Origin of the sequence: Bosea sp. RAC05, from assembly GCF_001713455.1 — a bacterium.
Classification (GTDB): Bacteria; Pseudomonadota; Alphaproteobacteria; order Rhizobiales; family Beijerinckiaceae; genus Allobosea.
Window position 1 is genome coordinate 2,996,112 of sequence record NZ_CP016464.1, and the last position, 18,845, is coordinate 3,014,956.

Consider the following 18,845-nt stretch of genomic DNA (forward strand, 5'->3'; position numbering starts at 1 on the left):
TGGCTTAACCGGGCGCGATGACGAGCGCTCAGCCCCATCACGACTCCATCCTGATCATCGACTTCGGCTCGCAGGTGACGCAGCTGATCGCGCGGCGCATCCGCGAGATCGGCGTCTACTGCGAGATCGCGCCGTTCCAGTCGGCCTCCGAGGCGTTCCAGCGCCTGAAGCCCAAGGGCGTGATCTTCTCCGGCGGACCAGCCTCCGTGCCCGACGAAGGCTCGCCGCGCGCCCCGCAGGAGGTGTTCTCCACCGGGCTTCCGGTGCTCGGCATCTGCTATGGCCAGCAGACCATGGCGCATCAGCTCGGCGGCACCGTCGAGAGCGGCCATGCCGCCGAATTCGGCCGCGCCGATGTCGAGATCGTCACGCCGTCGGCACTGTTCGAGGGCATCTGGGAGGAGGGCGGTCGCTACCCCGTCTGGATGAGCCATGGCGACCGCGTCACGCAGCTGCCCGCCGGCTTCACCGTCAAGGCGACCTCCGAGAACGCGCCCTATGCGGTGGCGAGCGACGAGGCCCGGCGCTTCTACTCGACCATGTTCCACCCCGAGGTCGTGCACACGCCCGATGGCGGCAAGCTGCTGCGCAACTTCGTCGTCACCATCTGCGGCTGCACGCCGGACTGGAGCATGTCGGCCTATCGCGCCGAGATGCAGAAGAAGATCCGCGAGCAGGTCGGCAGCGGCCGCGTCATCTGCGGGCTGTCGGGCGGCGTCGATTCCGCGGTGGCGGCCGTGCTGATCCACGAGGCGATCGGCGACCAGCTCACCTGCGTCTTCGTCGATCACGGGCTGATGCGGATGAACGAGGCGGAGGAGGTCGTGCGCCTGTTCCGCGACCACTACAACATCCCGCTCGTTCATGTTGAGGCGGAAGAGCTCTTCCTGTCGGAGCTCGCGAAATGCGGCGCCGATCCCGAAGCCAAGCGCAAGACCATCGGCCGGCTCTTCATCGACGTCTTCGATGCGGAAGCCGCCAAGATCGGCGGCGCCGATTTCCTCGCCCAGGGCACGCTCTATCCCGATGTCATCGAGAGCGTCTCCTTCTCGGGCGGCCCCTCCGTCACGATCAAGAGCCACCACAATGTCGGCGGCCTGCCCGAGCGCATGAAGATGAAGCTCGTCGAGCCGCTGCGCGAGCTGTTCAAGGACGAGGTCCGCGTGCTCGGCCGCGAGCTCGGCCTGCCCGAGGCTTTTGTCGGCCGCCACCCCTTCCCGGGACCGGGTCTGGCCATCCGCTGCCCCGGCGAGATCACCCGCGAGAAGCTCGACATCCTGCGCAAGGCCGATGCGATCTATCTCGACGAGATCCGCAAGGCCGGCCTCTATGACGTGATCTGGCAGGCCTTCGCCGTGCTGCTGCCGGTGCGCACCGTCGGCGTGATGGGCGACCACCGCACCTATGACCATGTCTGCGCGCTGCGCGCCGTGACCTCGGTCGACGGCATGACCGCGGACTTCTACCCCTATGACATGGCCTTCCTCGGCCGCACGGCGACGCGCATCATCAACGAGGTCAAGGGCATCAACCGGGTCGTCTACGACATCACCAGCAAGCCGCCCGGCACGATCGAGTGGGAGTGATCCGCCCCGCGGCCGCTGCGGCCGGCGGCGTCAAAGGACCGTCGCGATGATGAGCCTTCCCTTCTTCGGCCTGCTCGCCGGCTTCGGCTGCGTCCTGGCGGGTCAGCGTGGCACCGCCCTGCTGCTCTGGGTGGTCTCGATGGTGGTGATGCTCGTGCTGTTTCGGCTGCACGTCACCGATGCGCTGACGATCGTGCTGTGAGGCCGCGACCATGACCCCAGCCATCGCCCGTACGCTCAACGCCCTCGGACTGCTCGCCGTCGGCCTCGTGCTGATCGCGGCCTTCCTCGACCAGGTCCTGCTCGGCGAACTGCCGTGCCCGCTCTGCCTGCTGCAGCGCGTCGGCTTCATGGGGGCGGCGCTGGGGCTGGCCTTGAACGTCAAATTCGGCCCGCGCCCGTCGCACTACGCCGTGACGATCCTCTCCGCCTGCTTCGGCGGCATGGTCTCGATCCGCCAGATCCTCGGCCATATCGTGCCCGGCACCGGCACCTATGGCAGCGCCATCCTCGGCCTGCACTACTACAGCTGGGCGCTGCTGGTCTTCGGCGCGATCGTGCTGGGCTGCACGGCGCTGCTGTTCTTCGAACGCCAGTTCGCAGAACCCGAAGTTACGCCCGCGCGCGCCACGACCTTCGGGATCGCGATGATCGTGCTGGCTGCCGCGCTGGCTCTCGCGAACGGCGTCTCGACGGTCCTGGAATGCGGCGCCGGCCTCTGCCCCGACAACCCGGTCGTCTACGAATGGCTGCAGGGGCTGAACCCGCCGAGGCCCTGAGCGCCAGCCCGTCAACCTGGCGGCACTGACGTCAGCAGCGTCCAAAGCTCCGACGCGACCGGGCCCGGCGGCGCGTCCCGCCGGCGGATCGCGTGAATGAGCGAGCGCCGCGGCGGAAAGCCATCGATCTCCAGCGCCACGAGCCGCCCGGCGGCCAGGTCCTCGGCGATCAGATGGTCGGGCAGGCCGCCCCAGCCGAGACCGGCCAGAATGACCTCGCGCTTGGCCGCGAAATCCGAGACGGTCCAGCGCTGGGCCCCTGCCAGAAGGTCCCGGCTCTGCTCATGGCGCGGCCCGCCGGTGCCCGCGACGACGATCTGCGGATACCCCTGCAGCCCGGCGACCGACAGGACGCCATCAGCCAGGTTGGCCGCCAGGCGCGGTGCCGCCACCGGCAGGATGGTGACGTCGGCAATGGCGCGTGCCTCCACCGCGTCGACCGCGACGCCGTCGAGCGTCGCCAACGCCAGATCCGCACGCCCCTCGGTCAGCCTCCCATAGGGACCGCCCATCGTCTCCGTTGCCAGTCGTAGGCTCGTGGCGGGAAAGCGCTGCCCGATCTCGGCCAGGACCGGCAGCAACCGCGTCATCGGCAGGGTCGCGGTGATGGCGAGGCGAATCTCGGGCTCCTCGGCAGCGGCCAATCGCACGGCCGTCGCCCTGAGCGCGCGGAACTGGTGCAGGACCCGCGACGTCTCGCGAAAGAAAACCTCGCCCTCCGGCGTCAGCCGCGGCCTGTAGCCTTCGCGCGACAGCAAGGTGATCCCCAGCTCCGCTTCCAGCGCGGCGATGGCGTGACTGACGGCGCTCTGCGATTTGTTCAGCCGCTCGGCCGCACCGCGGAAGGTGCCGTTGGCGACGATCGCCTCAAAGGCGACGAGCTGGTCGTGGGTCATGCGAAGCTGATCTATCTGATCGATCGTTATGCGGAAAAATCGATATTATCTCTTCATGACCGTCGCGGCTAGGGAGGAGGCATCGACACGGAGATCCCCCATGAAGCTCTACCTCAAGCCCGGCGCCTGCTCCCTCGCCAGCCATATCGCGCTCTGCGAAACCGGCCAGCCCTTCGACATCGAAACCGTCGACACGGCCTCGGGCCGCACCGCCGACGGTGACGACTACCGGACCATCAATCCGAAGGGCTACGTTCCGGCGCTGCGTCTCGATGACGGCGTGGTCCTGACCGAGGGCGCCGCGGTGCTGCAGTTCATCGCCGATCGCCATCCCGCCGCCGCGCTGGCTCCAGCCGCGGGAACCTTCGAGCGGGCCCGCCTGCAGGAAGCGCTCAACTGGATCGCGACCGAATTGCACAAGGCCTTCGGCCCGCTGTTCCACCCCGCCACCACAGCAACCGGCCGGGAGGATGCGCGCAAGGCCGTCGGCGCCAAGTTCGATCTGGTCGAGGCGGATCTGGCGGATGGTCGCGACTGGCTGGTCGGCGAGCGCTTCTCGGTGGCCGATGCCTATCTCTTCGCCGTCGCCAACTGGGCCCATGTCACCGGCATCGAGCTTCGGAGCTGGCCGCACCTGGCGGCGCTCGTCGGCCGCGTCGCCGCCCGCCCCGCAGCGCAGAAGGCGATGCGGGCCGAAGGGCTGATCCCGTGACGACCGGGACACCGGCCGACCATGCCGAAGTGGTGACGCTGATCCAGACCTATCTGGACGGCCTGCACCACGCCTCCAGCGCCACCCTGCGCCAGGTCTTCCATCCGCGTCTCGCCTATGTCTGCGCGACCGAAGGGGATGAGCTTTACCTCGACCTCGAGACCTACATGGCCCGGATCGACGCACGCGAGCCGCCTGCGAAACGCGGCGATCGGCGCGACGAGGCGATCCTCGAGATCGCCTTCGGCTCGCCCCGCCTGGCCCGCGTCACCGCGCGGATGAGCATGATGGGGCGTGACTATCTCGACCACCTGACCCTGGTGCGCGAGGGGCCGCGCTGGCGCATCGTGACCAAGGTCTTCACCTGGATGCCACGGGAGGAGTGAGCCATGCCCTACGTCAACATCAAGGTCACGCGCGAAGGCGGCCCCGACGGAACCGGGCCGTCTCCCCAGCAGAAGGCCAGGCTGATCGCCGGCGTGACGGAGCTTCTGCGCGAGGTTCTCGACAAGGATCCCGCGACCACCTTTGTCGTCATCGACGAGGTGGCCCTGGAAGACTGGGGCATCGCTGGCCTGGCCGTGCCCGACTATCGCGCCCGACGGTAGGCGCTGCACTGGGCGCGAGGGGGCCATCGGAGCCTGCAAGGCTTGATCCGATGGCGGTCTTCGCCGGCGGCGCCATTGCCATGATGCTCTCGCGCGATGGCCAATGGCGGAAGGGGTGGGATTCGAACCCACGGTGGGCTTGCACCCACGGCGGTTTTCAAGACCGCTGCCTTAAACCACTCGGCCACCCTTCCGTCGCCGCAGTCATTGCCGGGCACCGGGCGCTTTGGCAAGCGGGTTCCGCGACCGAAAAGCGATCGGATGGGCCGGCGAGGGCGGCGCGACGGCCTGCAGATGACACCCGTCCCGCGGGCGTTCCCGGGCGTGGCCGGCCGGGCACGCCGCCCGCCAAAGATGGCGGCGCTGTGGAGCGGGTTGACAGATGCCGCATTTCCGACACCTTTGTGCCCGCTCAAGGGAGGGCGGGATCGAGCCCGTTAACGCTGACGCGACTCGTCGCCTGGCGCTAACGATCCCTTAACGTGATTGACCGAAAACTCTGGCTTCGCCGCTGTCGCGGTTTGGCCGGCCTGACGAGTTTTTGGCGCAGAAAGCGGAACGACGGCATGATGCGAGGCGCTCGCCCTTCGGCACCGGACACCCTTTCCGCCGCGACCGATCCGGGCTCCTCCCCGTCTCACAGCCCCGCCTCCCGCGCGCTGCGCCTCGGCTGCGTCGCGCTCGCCGGCCTCTTCCTCGCCAATTGCGCCAACGACCAGGTCGCGCGTCGTGGCAAGTCGAAGGAGATCGGCGCCTTCCCGCAGGCCAAATACGGCCCCGCCAGCCCCCGCGTCGTCGCCGAGGGGCAGGAGGTGCCGAAGGGTGGCGGCCGCCAGATGATCGGCAAGACCTATTCCGTCGCCGGCAAGCGCTACACCCCCTACGACAAGCCGGTGGGGTACTCCGTGGTCGGCACGGCCTCCTGGTATGGCGAGGCCTTCCACGGCCGCAAGACGGCCAATGGCGAGGTCTATGACCGCCACGGCATCAGCGCCGCGCATCCGACGATGCCGCTGCCGGCCTATGCCCGCGTCACCAACATGCTCAACAACCGCTCGATCATCGTGCGCGTCAACGACCGCGGCCCCTATCATGGCGGCCGGGTGATGGACGTCTCGCAGAAGACCGCCGAGGCGCTCGCCTTTCGCCATCTCGGCACGGCCCGGATCAAGCTCGAATATCTCGGCCAGGCCTCGCTCGCCGGTTCGGACGACAGGCTGCTGCTGGCGACCCTGCGCACCGACGGCCAGCCCGCCGCGATCCCCGGCACGAGCGCCCGCACCATGGTCGCGAGTTCCACCCCGGTCGCGACCGCGCGCTCGCAGAGCGCCGATCTCGACGACCAGCCGGCCGAACTGGCACCGGAGCCGGCCCGCGCGCCCCGCAGCCCGCTCCGGCCGTCGCCCAGGCCTATGCGCCGCAGGGCTTCACCACGGCCTCCGCCGAGCCCGTTCGCACGATTTCGCCGGCCACGCCGGTGGCCGCCAGCCTGGTCTCGACCGCTGGCGTTCCGGTCCGCGGCGCACCGCTGCCGCCCAGCCGCCCCTTCGATCTCGACACCATCGCCAATGCCGCCACCCCGGTCACGATGCCGGCCGTGCTGCGGCAGACGCTGCCGCCGAGCCGCGCCTCCGTCGCCAGCCTGTTCGCGGCGCCCGAGCGCACCCCGACCGAGCGCTTCTCGGCCTCTCATCCGCTCAACAAGGCGCTCGTGCCGCAGACCCTGCAGCCGCTCTCCAGCCGCTGACGCGTTTGCGCCTTGACCGGGCGCACCCGGCTCTGCTTGAGATCGGGCATGAGCCGCTTCGGGTCCATTGCTGATAGCCTTGTGCGTCCGTTCCGGGGCCGGCTGGCCCGGGCCATGACAGCTTGCCTGCTGGGCGTCACCGCGGCGCTGACGGGCCCCTTCGCCGCTCGGGCCCAGAGCTTCCAGTCCGCCGCGCCCTATGCCGTCCTGCTCGATTCCGCCAGCGGCACGGTGCTCTACGAGAAGGCCGCCGACGAGCTGATGGCGCCGGCGAGCATCGCCAAGGTCGCGACCGCGCTCGTCGCCTTCCAGGAAATCGCCCAGGGCCGGCTGACCCTCGACAGCGAGATCGTCATCTCCGAGAACGCCTGGCGCAAGGGCGGCGGCGTCTCCGGCGGCTCGACCATGTTCGCGCAGCTCAACAGCCGGGTGAAACTCTCCGACCTGCTGCACGGGATCATCGTCCAGTCGGGCAACGACGCCTCGATCGCGCTGGCGGAGGCGGTGGCGGGCGACGAGGCGACCTTCGCCCGGATCATGACCGAGCGCATGCGCGGCCTTGGCCTGACGAAGTCCGTCTTCCGCAACGCCACCGGCATGGGCGATCCGCTGCAGAAGGTCACCGCCCGCGAGATGGCGCTGCTGTCGGACCACATCATCAAGACCTATCCCGAGCATTACCGGATCTTCGGCGAGCGCGAGTTCACCTGGAACCGGATCAAGCAGCAGAACCGCAACCCGCTGCTGACGATGGACATCGGCGCCGACGGGCTCAAGACCGGCAACATAGACGAATCCGGCTTCGGGCTGGTCGGCTCCGCCGTGCAGAACGGCCAGCGCCTGATCGTGGTGGTGAACGGCCTTAAGACGGCGCGCGACCGCTCCACCGAGGCGCGCAAGCTGCTCGAATGGGGCTTTCGCGCCTTCGAGCCGCGCCGCATCTTCGAGGCCGGCGAGATCGTCGGCGAGGCCAGCGTCTTCGGGGGCGAGAAGGGCCGTGTCGGGCTGAAGGCCAAGGGTCCCGTCAGCCTGCTGCTGCCGCGCGGCAGCGCCGACCGCCTGAGCGCGCGCATCGTCTATCGCGGGCCGCTGAGCGTGCCGGTGCAGGAGGGCGCCGAGGTGGCGCGCCTGCTGGTGACACGCGGCGACGTCAAGACGCTCGACATTCCGCTCTACGCGGCCGAGACGGTCCAGGCCGGAACCCTGCAGAGCCGGGCGTTCGACGCGCTGATGGAGGCCGCGACCGGTTGGGTCCGCAAGGCCCTGAGCCGCAGTTGAGCCCGGGCGTGGCAGCAGGGCGCTTCATCACGCTCGAGGGCGGGGAGGGGGCGGGCAAGTCGACCCTGGCGCGCGCGCTGAAGGAGCGCATCGAGGCGCTCGGCCTTCACGCGACGCTGACGCGCGAACCGGGAGGGTCGCCCAAGGCCGAGGCCATCCGCGAAGTCATCCTGTCCGGGCAGGTCAAGCGGCACGGCCCCTTCGTCGAGGCGCTGATGTTCTCGGCCGCCCGCATCGACCACATCGACCGCCTGATCCGCCCGGCCTTGACGCGGGGCGACTGGGTGATCTGCGACCGCTTCATCGATTCCACCCGCGTCTACCAGGGCGCGCTCGGGCAGATCGCGCCGGGGCTGCTCGCCGAACTCGAGGCCGTGACGGTCGACGGCCTGCTGCCGCACCTCACCCTGATCCTCGATCTCGATCCGACGGTCGGCCTCGCCCGCGCCGCGCGCCGCCGCACACCCGGCGAAGGGGCGGATCGCTTCGAGGGAGAAGCGCTGGCCTTCCACCGCAAGCTGCGACAGGCTTATCTCGCGATTGCCGAAGCAGAGCCTGCACGCTGCGTGGTGCTCGATGCGGCGCAGCCGCCGGCGGCTCTCGCCGAGGCGGCGTGGCAGGCGATTCGCGAGCGCCTGCCGACCCCGCAGCCGGCCTGACGATCGGGGCTTGCCCCGCCGCCGGCCGCGGCCCAAAGACGGGACAGGTGCGACGAAGGACAAACCATGCTCTCCACCAGCGACGAACCCGACCGCCTTCCCAGCGCGCCCCATCCGCGCGAGACGCTGGCGCTGATCGGGCACGCGGCGCAGGAGCGCGCCTTCCTGGCGGCGCTGGCCTCGGGCCGCATGCATCACGGCTGGCTGCTGGCCGGGCCGGAGGGCATCGGCAAGGCGAGCTTCGCCTATCGCGCCGCCCGCTTTGTCCTGGCGGCGGGAGATCCGACGACGCGCGCCGCGTCGGCCACGTCATTGGCGATGCCGGAGACCGACCCGGCGACGCGCCGGATCATGGCGCAGTCGCATCCCGACCTTCACCTGCTGCGCCGCATCCCGAAGCCCGATGGCAAGGGCTACACCAGCAACATCCCGGTCGATGCCGTCCGGCGCGTGCTCGACCGCTTCGGCTCGAGCGCCGCCGAGGGCGGCTGGCGCGTCTGCATCGTCGATTCGGCCGAGGACATGGACCGCTCCGCCGCCAATGCCCTGCTCAAGCTGCTCGAGGAGCCGCCGCCCCGCGCGCTCTTCCTGATCGTCGCCCATGCCCCGGGGCGGATGCTGCCGACGATCCGCTCGCGCTGCCGGCTGATGGGCTTCGCGGCGCTGGACGAGGGGCAGGTTGCCGAAGCCGGCGCAGCCGCGCTGCGGCGGATGGGCGGGCCCTTCGACGAGGCGGCGATCGGCCGGGCCGCCCGCCTCGCCGACGGCTCGGTGCGACGCGCCTTGACCTATGTCGATCCCGAGACCCTGGCTCTCGTCGAGGCGGTGCGGGCGCGGCTCGACGCGCTGCCGCGTCTCGACCTGCCGGCGCTGATGGCGCTGGCCGAGGATGTCGCCGGCAAGTCCGGGGAGAGCGACTTCGCCATCATGGTCGAAACCGTGCAGAGCTGGATCTCCGACCATCTCCACGCGCATGCTGCAGCGCAACCGGCACGTCTTGCACCGCTGGCGGAGGTATGGGACAAGCTGGGACATGCGGCCCGCGACGTCGAAACCTACAATCTCGACCGCCGCCCGCTGGTGATGACCCTGTTTCATGATCTGTCGGATGCGGTTGCCCGCTCGCGCGCAGCGTGAAGCGAACCTCCGGATCGACGATGGCGACCGCCCCGAAATTCTATCTGACGACCGCGATCCACTACACCAACGGGCCGCCGCATATCGGCCACGCCTATGAGATGGTGGCGTCCGACGCGATCGCGCGCTTCAAGCGGCTCGACGGCTACGACGTCTTCGCCATGACCGGCACCGACGAGCACGGCCAGAAGGTGCAGCGCACGGCGGAGCAGAACGGCCAGTCGCCGAAGGCCTTCGTCGACGGGATCGCCGCCCGCTTCCAGGAGATGGAGCAGCGTCTGAACTGCTCCTTCGATCGCTTCATCCGCACCACCGACGCCGACCACCTGCCGTCGACGCAGGAGCTGTGGCGCCGGATGGAGGCCAATGGCGACATCTACCTGTCGAAATATGCCGGCTGGTACTCGATCCGCGACGAGGCCTTCTATGCCGAGGAGGAGACCACGCTGCTCGCCGACGGCACGCGGCTGGGCGGGCAGGGGACGCCGGTCGAATGGGTCGAGGAGGAGAGCTATTTCTTCCGCCTGAAGGCCTATCAGGAGCGGCTGCTCAAGCTCTACGAGGACGTGCCGGACTTCGTCTCGCCGCCGACGCGCCGCAACGAGATCGTGTCCTTCGTCAAAAGCGGGCTCGAGGACCTCTCGATCAGCCGAACCACCTTCGACTGGGGCCTGCCGGTCCCGGGCGATCCGAAGCATGTGATGTATGTCTGGGTCGACGCGCTCAACAACTACGTCACCGGCACGGGCTTCCCCGATCCGCATAACCCGCGCGCGCATTACTGGCCGGCCGATGTCCACATCATCGGCAAGGACATCGTGCGCTTCCACACTGTCTACTGGCCGGCCTTCCTGATGTCGGCCGGGCTGCCCTTGCCCAGGCGCGTCTTCGGCCATGGCTTCCTGCTCTCCAAGGGCGAGAAGATGTCGAAGTCGCTCGGCAATGTCGTCGACCCCTTCGGGCTGGCGGATGCCTATGGCGTCGATCAGCTGCGCTATTTCTTCCTGCGCGAGGTCTCCTTCGGCCAGGACGGCAACTACAGCCATGACGCCATCGTCGGCCGCATCAATGCCGACCTCGCCAACGACCTCGGCAATCTCGCCCAGCGCTCGCTGTCGATGATCGCCAAGAACTGCGAGGGCAGGGTGCCGCCCTGCGGCGCTCTGAACGAGGGCGACCAGGCGATGCTGGCGCTGGCCGACGCCGCGCTGGGCAAGGCGCGCGAGGCCATGACCGACTTCGCGCTGCATGTCGTGCTGTCCGAGATCTGGGCCGTGGTGGCGGAGGCGAACCGCTATTTCGCCGCCAACGAGCCCTGGCGCCTGTCCAAGACCGACCCCGAGCGGCGCGACACCGTGCTCTATGTCACCGCCGAGGTGATCCGGCAGGTCGCGATCCTGGTCCAGCCGGTGATGCCGTCCTCGATGGCCAAGCTGCTCGATCTGCTCGGTATCCCCGGTGAAAAGCGCGATTTCGCCGCGCTGGGCGAGGGCGGCCGCCTAGCGGCCGGCACGGCCCTGCCGGCGCCGAGCGGCATCTTCCCGCGCTATGTCGAGCCCGAAGGCGGCGAGACCGCCTGATGCTGATCGACACCCACTGCCATCTCGATTTCCCCGATTTCGCCGAGGAGCTCGAGGCCTACGTCGCCCGCGCCGAAGCGGCCGGCGTCGGCCGCATGGTGACGATCTCGACCCGGGTCGCGCGCTTTCCGACCTATGCGGCGATCGCCGAGCGCTTTGCCTCCGTCTGGTGCAGCGTCGGCACGCATCCCCATGGCGCGCATGAGGAACTGGACGTCACCGCGGAGCAGCTCGTGGCGCTCTCGGCGCATCCGCGCTGCGTCGCCATCGGCGAGGCGGGGCTCGACTATCACTACGACAAGAGCCCGCGCGAGGCTCAGGCGCAGGGCTTGCGCGTCCACATCGCCGCGGCTCGGATGACCCAGCTGCCGCTCGTCATCCATGCCCGCCAGGCCGATGACGACATGATCGCGATCCTGCGCGAGGAAATGGGGAAGGGTGCCTTCCCTGCCATCCTGCACTGCTTCACGGCAGGCGAAGCTCTGGCGATGACGGGCGTCGAACTCGGCCTCTACGTCTCCTTCTCGGGGATCCTGACCTTCAAGACCTCCGAGGATCTGCGCCGCATCGCCCGGATGGTCCCGCGCGAGCGCCTGCTCGTCGAGACCGACGCGCCCTACCTCGCCCCCGTCCCGTTCAGGGGCAAGCGCAACGAGCCGGCTTATGTCGTTGAGACGGCTAAGGTTCTCGGCGATGTGCTGGGTCTGTCCTTTGCGGAGGTCGCGGCGCTGACCACGGCCAACGCCCGCCGCTGCTACTGGAAGATGGACCACGCCGCGCCGCTCGCGCAGGTCGCCTGAGGACGCCGCGATGAGCCTGACGGTGACGATCCTCGGCTGCGGCTCGTCCGGCGGCGTGCCCAAGCCGGGAACCGGCTGGGGCGCCTGCGATCCGCTCGAGCCGAAGAACCGGCGGCGGCGCTGTTCGATTCTGGTCGAGCGCGCCGGCCCCACTGGCACGACACGGGTGCTCGTCGACACCTCGCCGGATCTGCGCGAGCAACTGGTCGATGCCGCCGTGCCCGATCTCGATGCCGTGTTGTTCAGCCATGATCACGCCGATCATATCCACGGCATCGACGATCTGCGTTCGCTCGTGCTGCACAACCGGCGCCGGCTCGTCATCCACGCCGACGAGCGCACCACCGACTCGCTGCTGTCGCGCTTCGGCTACCTGTTTCAGACGCCGCCCAGCAGCATGTATCCGCCGGTCCTCGAGAAGCGGGCCTTGCGCGCGGGTGCGCCGCTGACCCTTCAGGGCGCTGGCGGCGCCATCACGGCGCTGCCCATCGCCGTCGAGCATGGCCCGGACTACGAGGCGCTGGGTTTCCGCTTCGACGGCATCGGCTACGTGCCCGATGTCAGTCTGATCCCGCCGCAGGCCAAGGCGGCCTTGCAGGATCTCGACGTCCTGATCCTGGACTGCCTGCGCGAAGCCCCGCATATCAGCCACTTCAACATCGACCAGTCGCTCGCCACCATCGCGGAGCTGCGACCGCGCCGCGCGATCCTGACCGATCTCCATTCCGATCTGGATTACACGCGTCTTCGCAATCGCTTGCCGCCGGAGATTGATGTCGCGTTCGACGGCATGAAGGTCACGACAACGGCCGCATGAGAGCCCGGCCAGCCTGGCTATACAGGACATTTGGTTCCATAATATGTCTTATGCGAATCGCAGATGAGGCGCCGGGACGGATCGTGGAGTCATCCCTTCTATCGGAGTCGGATCCCCTTTAGTTGAGTCTGAGACGGTCAAAAAATCAGGCTAGACTTGGGGCGTAGTCGCCCGCCAAGTGCAGATCAGCCCTGTGCCCTCACATCGTCGTGAATCGACCTGACGACCTGATCAACGTGCGAAAGCCGGGCCCGGCGCCGGACGGCCTCATAGTCTTGCCCTGTTCGCTCCATCCTGCTGACGTATGAAGTTCTCAGTTTCCTCAGATTCACGAGCGGAAATCCCGCGGCCTGTCCGGAAGCTCTGATCTGCGCGGCAACCGTCTGACGAATGGCCGGAGCCCTGGCTTCTATCGCCGACGTTGGGAATGACGCTGTCAGGCCTCTCGTCTCGTCGCATGACAGCGCGCACCAATCCGTCCATCGGGAGTCTGCGATTGTTGAACAGGCGGGTTCAACACAGGGGTTCGATCAGCCCCCTGCGGTCTTGGCCGGCTAATCTGGCCGACGGGTCGATATCGATTTGCGGCGACACGTCAGTCCGTCAGCCAGATCAGGGCATGGGGCGAGAGCGTGACGGTCGCTGCAGCCCCGACCTCGTGCAGCTCGCGCCCCGACAGGAACGGCGTGTCGACCGCGACCTCGGTGGCGCCGACGCGCACGCCGTAGCGCACGCTCGCGCCGAGGAACTCGCGATGCGCCACGATACAGGGCAGAGCCAGCCCGTCGCCGGCCTGGTCTGTGGCCCCCGTCAGGGCGGCGTGCTGGGGGCGGAAGACGAGCTTGGCGCCGTCAGGGATGGTGATGTCAGCGCTGATCGGGAGCTTGATCCCGCCCTCGATGGCGAAATGGCGCTCTGTACCCGTGCCGACGACGCGGCCGTCGAGGATATTGGCGGTGCCGAGGAAGTTCGCGACGAAAAGATTGGCGGGGCGCTCATAGAGCTCCATCGGCGTACCGACCTGCTGCACCACGCCATCATTCATCACCGCGATGCGGTCGCAGATCGTGTTCGCCTCCTCCTGGTCATGGGTGACGAAGATCGTCGTGAGCCCGAGCCGCTGCTGCAGGTCGCGCAGTTCGCGGCGGACCTGGACACGCATCTTGGCATCGAGATTGGACAAGGGCTCGTCCAGCAGCAGCACCTTCGGCTCGACGGCGACCGTGCGGGCGACGGCGACCCGCTGCTGCTGGCCGCCCGAGAGCTGCGAGGGGCGGCGTCCGGCGAGATGTCCGAGGCCGACGAGATCAAGCGCGACGGCGACCCGCCGGTCGACCTCGGCACGGCCGACGCCACGCTCTTCCAGTCCGAAGGCGACATTGCGCGCCACCGTCATATGCGGCCACAGCGCATAGGACTGGAAGACCATGCCGACATCGCGCTTCCAGGGTGGCAGGCCGGAAATGTCCTTGCCGCCGATCAGCACGCGGCCGGTATCGGCCTGGTTGAAGCCGGCGATCAGGCGCAGCAGCGTGGTCTTGCCGCAGCCCGACGGGCCGAGGAAGGCGAAGAACTCGCCGGGCTTGATCGACAGATCGACGGTCTTCAGGACGTGGTTGTCGCCATAGGAGAGGTTGACCCCCTCGATGTCGACCGAGACGGCCGGGGTCGTCAGCGGGGCGATGGCATTCATGTCAGTGGCCCATTCCTTTGGCCTTCTGGCTGCGTTCGATGATCAGATGCGAGATGAAGGTGCAGAGTGCGACGAGCAGAACCGCGACGACGCCGAGCGCAGCGCCGGGACCCCGGCCGGCGGCCGACTGCATGAAGACGTAGAGGCCGAAGGCGAGCGGAGCGTCGGAGTTCGACTGGACCAGCATCAGCGTCGCCGAGAGCTCGACCGCCGCCGTCGAGAAGCTGGTCACGAAGCCGGCGAGAATGCCGCCCGCCATCAGCGGCACGACGACCCGCCTGACGGTGCGGGCCTTGGTGGCGCCAAGGTTTTCCGCCGCCTCCTCCAGCGAGACTGAGATCTGCTGGAGCGCGGCATAACAGGCCCGCAGCGCATAGGGCAGACGCCGGATCGCGAGCGCGAGCACGATGGTGATCCACAGCGACGCCAGCGGCGTGCCGTCCGGCAGGGTGACGCCATAGAAGGTTCTGAGGTAGCCGATGCCGAGCACCACGCCGGGAATGGCGAGCGCGGCGGAGGCCGCCCAGTCCAGCCATTCGCGGCCGATCAGCTTGGTGCGCAGGACGAGATAGGCGATCGCGACGCCGAGCACGATGTCGATACCGCCGGCCAGCGTCGCATAGATCAGCGTGTTCTTGATGTAGACCGAGCTTTCGCCGAAAACGCGGGCGTAATGCGCCGTGGTGAAGGCGTCCGGCAGCGGCGAGAACGACCAGATCGTCGCGAAGGACAGCAGCAGCAGCCCGAGATGCGGCGCCAGCACCAGCGCCAGGATGAGGATGACGACGCCATAGCCGAGCACGGCTTCCCAGGGCGTCATGACGCGCCGTGCCAAACCGCCGCCGCCACGCTGGGTCGTGGCGTAGTCGCGTCCCTTCAGCGCCAGCGCCGACAGCCACATGGCGATCACGGAGGCGACGATCAGCACCACGGAAATGACGTAGCCCATCGGGTCGGCGATGCCGATCGAGGTCACCCGCAGATAGGCCTGCGGCGCGAGCATGTCCTTGACGTTGAGCAGCAGCGGCGTCGCCAAGTCGTCGAAGACCTTGACGAAGACGAGCGAGGCGCCGGCCAGATAGCCCGGCAGCGCGAGCGGAAAGACGATGCGGCGGAACAGGCGAAAGCCCGAGGAGCCGAGATTCTGCGCCGCCTCCTCCATCGCCCGGTCGATGTTGCGCAGCGCCGCCGAGAGATTGATCAGGATGAAGGGGAAGTAGTGGACGGACTGGACGAAGATGACGCCGTTCAGCCCCTCCATGAAGCCGATCTTGAAGCCGAACCAGTCGTCCAGCAGCAGGTTGATCGAGCCGTTGCGGCCGAAAAAGAGCTGCATCGCGACCGCACCGACGAAGGGCGGCATGATCAGCGGCAGGAAGCCGAGGGTCTGCACCAGCATCGCGCCGCGGAAAACGAAGCGCGTCGTCAGATAGGCGAGCGGCAGGGCGAAGACCGAGGCCCAGACCACCGACATCGCCGAGACGTAGAAGGAGTTCCACAGCGAGCGCATGAACAGCTCGGTGCGGACGAAATCGTAGAAGTTCACCAGCGTGAAGTTAGACGTGCCCTTCTCGGTGAAGGCGACGTAGAGCACGGTCCCGACCGGCAGCCCCAGAAACAGCAGCAGGAAGGCCGCGATCGCCAGCGCCAGCGCGATCTGGCCTGGCGTGGCGGAGAGGCGGCGGGCGCGGGGAAGAGTGGCGCTGGGAATGGCGGTCATGGGCACTCGGCAGGGAGATCATGCGCGGCGTCATCCCGGCCGCAGCGAATCGGAGTGCCGGGATCCATCGCAGGGCGTTGCGCTCGACGATGGATCCCGGATCGACGCGGCCTCGCCGCTTGTCCGGGATGACGGTTGAGGTGCGGACGGCTTACTTCGCCGCCTTGAGCGCCTCTTCGGCCTTGGCCTTCGCCTTGGCGTAGCTGTCGCGGGCGAAGCTCGCCCATTGCGCCTCGACCTCGGCCTGGCGGGCGCCCTTCTCCTTGCCGCCGGTGAAGGCGCCGCGCAGTTCGGCGCTGGAGGCCTGGGTCTCGCTGACCGGCATGGCGACGATGAGGGTGCGGGCCTCTTCCAGCAGGGCCTTGGCCTGCGGGTTCGGCTTCTTCGCCAGTGCCGCCTCCACCTCGTGCAGCGTCTTGGTGACGCCCTTGAGCGCATCGAGCTGGAACGAGATCAGCTGGTCGAACAGCGTGTCGACGACGGCGGTGCGGGCTTCCGATTTGTCGACGTCGAAGCCGATCATCTTCTGGAAGCGCGCATCGGTGAAGGGGTTCGGATAGTCGGCGCCGGCCTTGGCATAGACGGCCGGATTGACCGGCAGACGGCGGATGCCGGGCTCGAGGAGGACCTCCTGCCCCGCGGGCGAGAGCAGGAACTCGACGAAGGCCTCGGCGGCAGCCCGGTTGGGCCCGTTGGCGACGATGCCGACATTGGCGGGCACGACCGTGGTCACGCTCGGATACACGAACTTGACCGGAAAGCCCGAGGCCTGCGCCGAGAAGGCGAAGAAGTCGATCACGATGCCGACGCCGACCTGGCCGGAATTGACCTGCTCGGGAACGCCGAAGGAGCGCTCGTTGATCGCGCGAAAATTACCCGCCATCTCCTTGATGGTGCGCCAGCCCTTGTCCCAGCCCTCCCCCTGCAGAATCGTCTCGATCGTCAGATGGGTCGTGCCCGAGCGCGAGGGCGCCGCGATCGCGACATGGTCGAAGAAGACGGGCTTGGCCAGGTCCTGCCACTCCTTCGGTTCGGGCAGCTTGTTGGCGCGGGCATAGCGCTCGTTCCACATGATGCCGTAACCGGAGGCCGCGAAGCCCGCATAGAAGCCGGCGGGGTCGTTGATCGGGTAGGAGCCGATCTTCTCGGGGATGCCGGTCGCCTTGGGCTTGTAGGGGCTGAGCAACTGCTTGCCCTTGAGCACCTCGAAGGCGTCCGGCGCCGAGGCCCAGAACAGATCGACCTGGTTGTTCGCCTTGGTCTCCTCAAGATACTTCACGCCGGCATTGGTGTTGCGGTTCTGGACCTCGAGCGTGACGCCGGGCGTCGCCTTTTCGAACGCCTTCTTGATCGGGTCCGTGACGTCCTTCGAGAAGGAGGTGACGACCGTGACCTTGCCCGCCGGGGCCTGGGCCAGGGCCAGCGAGGATGTGACGGCGAGAGCCATCGCCAGAACCAGTGTCTTCATCGCAACCGTGACCTCCCGGACTGATTGACCGCGCCCGGCATCGAGGCCGGACATGCGTAGCTCGGCGGCTCGCCGCCATGCGCGTCATGAAACTGTCATATCCACCCTCGGCTTGTCACCCTGCCCTACTGCACCGGGCCCCATGCTGCCACATGCCCAGGCAATCCGTGACCGGGCCGACGGCCATGGCTGGGCGATGGTCCGAGCGGGAGGGCCGGCTCGCGGGTTGAATATGACGGTTTTGTGTCACATACCTGCAGCAAGCCGGACGAACCGGCAGCGCGGGAGAAATGTTCGATGAGCCTCAAAATGACCCATCTCGCGGCGACGGCGTCGCTGCTGGTCCTGAGTCTGGGCGGCTGGAGCAGCCAGGCCGCGGCCCAGGACACCTGCCCCAACCGGGGCCAGCTCGACACGATGTATTGCGACGCGGATCGCGACCTCGTCGCCGACGCCCCCACCGACCCGAAGAGGTGGAAGGACCCCTCCGCGCTGGTCTGGGCTTATACGCCGGTCGAGGATCCGGCCGTCTACGCCAACATCTTCAAGCCGCTGAGCGACCATCTCGCCACCTGCACCGGCAAGCGGATCGTCTACTACCCGGTCCAGTCCAATTCGGCCGAGATCGAGGCGATGCGCTCGGGACGGCTGCATTTCGCCGGATTCTCGACGGGCCCCACCGGCTTTGCGGTCAACCTCGCCGGCGCCGTGCCCTTCGCCGCGAAAGGCTCGTCCGAGGGCGTTCGCGGCTACAACCTCGTCGCCGTGGTCAAGGCCTCGAGCCCCTATCAGAAGCTCTCCGACCTGAAGGGCAAGAAGGTCGCTCACACCTCGCCCTCGTCCAATTCGGGCAATCTCGCACCCCGCGTCCTCTTCCCCGAGCACGGCTTGACGGCGGAGACCGACTACAAGCCGCTGATGTCGGGCGGGCACGACAAGTCGATCCTCGGCGTCGTCTCGGGTGACTACGACATGGGCGCGGTCGCCGGCGACGTCTACGAGCGCATGATCGTGCGCGGCACGATCAAGAAGGAGGATGTGCGCGAGATCTACCGCAGCGCGATCTTCCCGACCTCGTCATTCGCCTATGCCCACGACCTCAAGCCCGAACTCGCCAAGAAGCTGACCGACTGCTTCTACTCCTTCCGCTTCACGCCCGAGATGACCAAGGAGTTCAACGGCGACGACCGCTTCCTGCCGATCACCTACCAGAAAGACTGGGCGGTGGTGCGCGATGTCGCCGAGAAGTCGGGAACGCCCTACAACAAGTCGGCCTATGACGCCGAGGCCAAGCGCGAGGCGGACGCGCTCGCCAAGAAGAACGCGGCGCCGGCCAAGGCGCCCTGATCACAAGACGCCGTCGTC

General features: G+C 68.0%; 18 protein-coding genes and 1 tRNA gene. 14 read left to right on the forward strand and 5 right to left on the reverse strand.

The window, feature by feature from the left end; translation table 11 throughout:
* The first annotated feature begins 17 nt into the window (after window positions 1–17).
* Genes guaA through BSY19_RS17630 form a run of 3 tightly spaced genes read left to right on the forward strand, consistent with a single transcriptional unit; the run spans window position 18 to window position 2,365 of the window.
* Entirely contained in the window at window positions 18–1,586 is a 1,569-nt protein-coding gene (guaA, locus tag BSY19_RS17625; RefSeq protein WP_069055279.1) for a glutamine-hydrolyzing GMP synthase, read from the forward strand.
* Window positions 1,587–1,632: 46 nt separating this feature from the next.
* Window positions 1,633–1,788: a DUF5993 family protein gene (locus BSY19_RS28000; protein WP_171905167.1), complete on the forward strand. Its 156-nt coding sequence runs from the start codon at window positions 1,633–1,635 to the stop codon at window positions 1,786–1,788.
* Window positions 1,789–1,798: 10 nt separating this feature from the next.
* On the forward strand, window positions 1,799–2,365 hold the full coding sequence (locus tag BSY19_RS17630; RefSeq protein ID WP_069055280.1) for a disulfide bond formation protein B: 567 nt from the start codon (window positions 1,799–1,801) through the stop codon (window positions 2,363–2,365).
* Window positions 2,366–2,376: 11 nt separating this feature from the next.
* Here the strand turns inward: BSY19_RS17630 and BSY19_RS17635 are convergent, their stop codons facing one another.
* Entirely contained in the window at window positions 2,377–3,261 is an 885-nt protein-coding gene (locus tag BSY19_RS17635; RefSeq protein ID WP_069055281.1) for a LysR family transcriptional regulator, read from the reverse strand.
* 100 nt (window positions 3,262–3,361) lie between these two features.
* On the opposite strand from BSY19_RS17635, the gene gstA reads away from it, so the two are divergent.
* From gstA to BSY19_RS17650, 3 genes are read left to right on the forward strand one after another with little or no spacing between them, the layout of a single operon-like run.
* Window positions 3,362–3,973, forward strand: coding sequence for a glutathione transferase GstA (gstA, locus tag BSY19_RS17640; protein WP_069055282.1), 612 nt, complete (start codon window positions 3,362–3,364; stop codon window positions 3,971–3,973).
* On the forward strand, window positions 3,970–4,359 hold the full coding sequence (locus BSY19_RS17645; RefSeq protein WP_069055283.1) for a nuclear transport factor 2 family protein: 390 nt from the start codon (window positions 3,970–3,972) through the stop codon (window positions 4,357–4,359). The genes gstA and BSY19_RS17645 overlap by 4 nt, the downstream gene beginning before the upstream one ends.
* Window positions 4,360–4,362: 3 nt before the next feature.
* Window positions 4,363–4,581: a tautomerase family protein gene (locus BSY19_RS17650; protein WP_069055284.1), complete on the forward strand. Its 219-nt coding sequence runs from the start codon at window positions 4,363–4,365 to the stop codon at window positions 4,579–4,581.
* Window positions 4,582–4,685: 104 nt separating this feature from the next.
* On the opposite strand, the gene BSY19_RS17655 is transcribed toward BSY19_RS17650, so the two are convergent.
* A tRNA-Ser gene (locus BSY19_RS17655) sits at window positions 4,686–4,775 on the reverse strand.
* A gap of 372 nt (window positions 4,776–5,147) precedes the next feature.
* Here BSY19_RS17655 and BSY19_RS28160 point away from each other — a divergent pair.
* The 7 genes from BSY19_RS28160 (at window position 5,148) to BSY19_RS17695 (ending at window position 12,599) form a co-directional block, all read left to right on the forward strand.
* Window positions 5,148–6,344: a septal ring lytic transglycosylase RlpA family protein gene (locus BSY19_RS28160; protein WP_236840391.1), complete on the forward strand. Its 1,197-nt coding sequence runs from the start codon at window positions 5,148–5,150 to the stop codon at window positions 6,342–6,344.
* A gap of 98 nt (window positions 6,345–6,442) precedes the next feature.
* Window positions 6,443–7,606, forward strand: coding sequence for a D-alanyl-D-alanine carboxypeptidase family protein (locus BSY19_RS28400; RefSeq protein WP_069057211.1), 1,164 nt, complete (start codon window positions 6,443–6,445; stop codon window positions 7,604–7,606).
* An 8-nt stretch (window positions 7,607–7,614) separates the two neighbouring features.
* A complete protein-coding gene (gene tmk / locus BSY19_RS28405; RefSeq protein ID WP_236840392.1) occupies window positions 7,615–8,265 on the forward strand; it encodes a dTMP kinase in 651 nt (216 codons plus the stop codon).
* 66 nt (window positions 8,266–8,331) lie between these two features.
* Window positions 8,332–9,402 (forward strand): DNA polymerase III subunit delta', encoded by a 1,071-nt coding sequence (locus BSY19_RS17680; protein WP_069055288.1) that lies wholly within the window; start codon window positions 8,332–8,334, stop codon window positions 9,400–9,402.
* A gap of 20 nt (window positions 9,403–9,422) precedes the next feature.
* On the forward strand, window positions 9,423–10,982 hold the full coding sequence (metG, locus tag BSY19_RS17685) for a methionine--tRNA ligase (protein WP_069055289.1): 1,560 nt from the start codon (window positions 9,423–9,425) through the stop codon (window positions 10,980–10,982).
* Window positions 10,982–11,782 carry a TatD family hydrolase gene (locus tag BSY19_RS17690; RefSeq protein ID WP_069055290.1) on the forward strand — a complete coding sequence of 267 codons (801 nt, stop codon included), beginning with the start codon at window positions 10,982–10,984 and terminating at the stop codon, window positions 11,780–11,782. Before metG ends, BSY19_RS17690 begins: the two co-directional genes overlap by 1 nt.
* 10 nt (window positions 11,783–11,792) lie before the next feature.
* Complete coding sequence (locus BSY19_RS17695) at window positions 11,793–12,599, forward strand: MBL fold metallo-hydrolase (RefSeq protein ID WP_069055291.1); 807 nt, start codon at window positions 11,793–11,795, stop codon at window positions 12,597–12,599.
* A 595-nt stretch (window positions 12,600–13,194) separates the two neighbouring features.
* Here BSY19_RS17695 and BSY19_RS17700 read toward each other — a convergent pair.
* The 3 genes from BSY19_RS17700 to BSY19_RS17710 all read right to left on the reverse strand — a co-directional run bounded on the left by BSY19_RS17700 (window position 13,195) and on the right by BSY19_RS17710 (window position 17,480).
* Window positions 13,195–14,292: an ABC transporter ATP-binding protein gene (locus BSY19_RS17700; protein WP_069055292.1), complete on the reverse strand. Its 1,098-nt coding sequence runs from the start codon at window positions 14,290–14,292 to the stop codon at window positions 13,195–13,197.
* A 1-nt stretch (window position 14,293) separates the two neighbouring features.
* Window positions 14,294–16,012, reverse strand: coding sequence for an ABC transporter permease (locus BSY19_RS17705; protein ID WP_069055293.1), 1,719 nt, complete (start codon window positions 16,010–16,012; stop codon window positions 14,294–14,296).
* A 151-nt stretch (window positions 16,013–16,163) separates the two neighbouring features.
* On the reverse strand, window positions 16,164–17,480 hold the full coding sequence (locus BSY19_RS17710; RefSeq protein WP_069055294.1) for an ABC transporter substrate-binding protein: 1,317 nt from the start codon (window positions 17,478–17,480) through the stop codon (window positions 16,164–16,166).
* 309 nt (window positions 17,481–17,789) lie between these two features.
* Here BSY19_RS17710 and phnD point away from each other — a divergent pair, with 309 nt between their 5' ends.
* Window positions 17,790–18,827 carry a phosphate/phosphite/phosphonate ABC transporter substrate-binding protein gene (phnD, locus tag BSY19_RS17715; protein WP_069057212.1) on the forward strand — a complete coding sequence of 346 codons (1,038 nt, stop codon included), beginning with the start codon at window positions 17,790–17,792 and terminating at the stop codon, window positions 18,825–18,827.
* Window positions 18,828–18,845 lie beyond the last annotated feature (18 nt).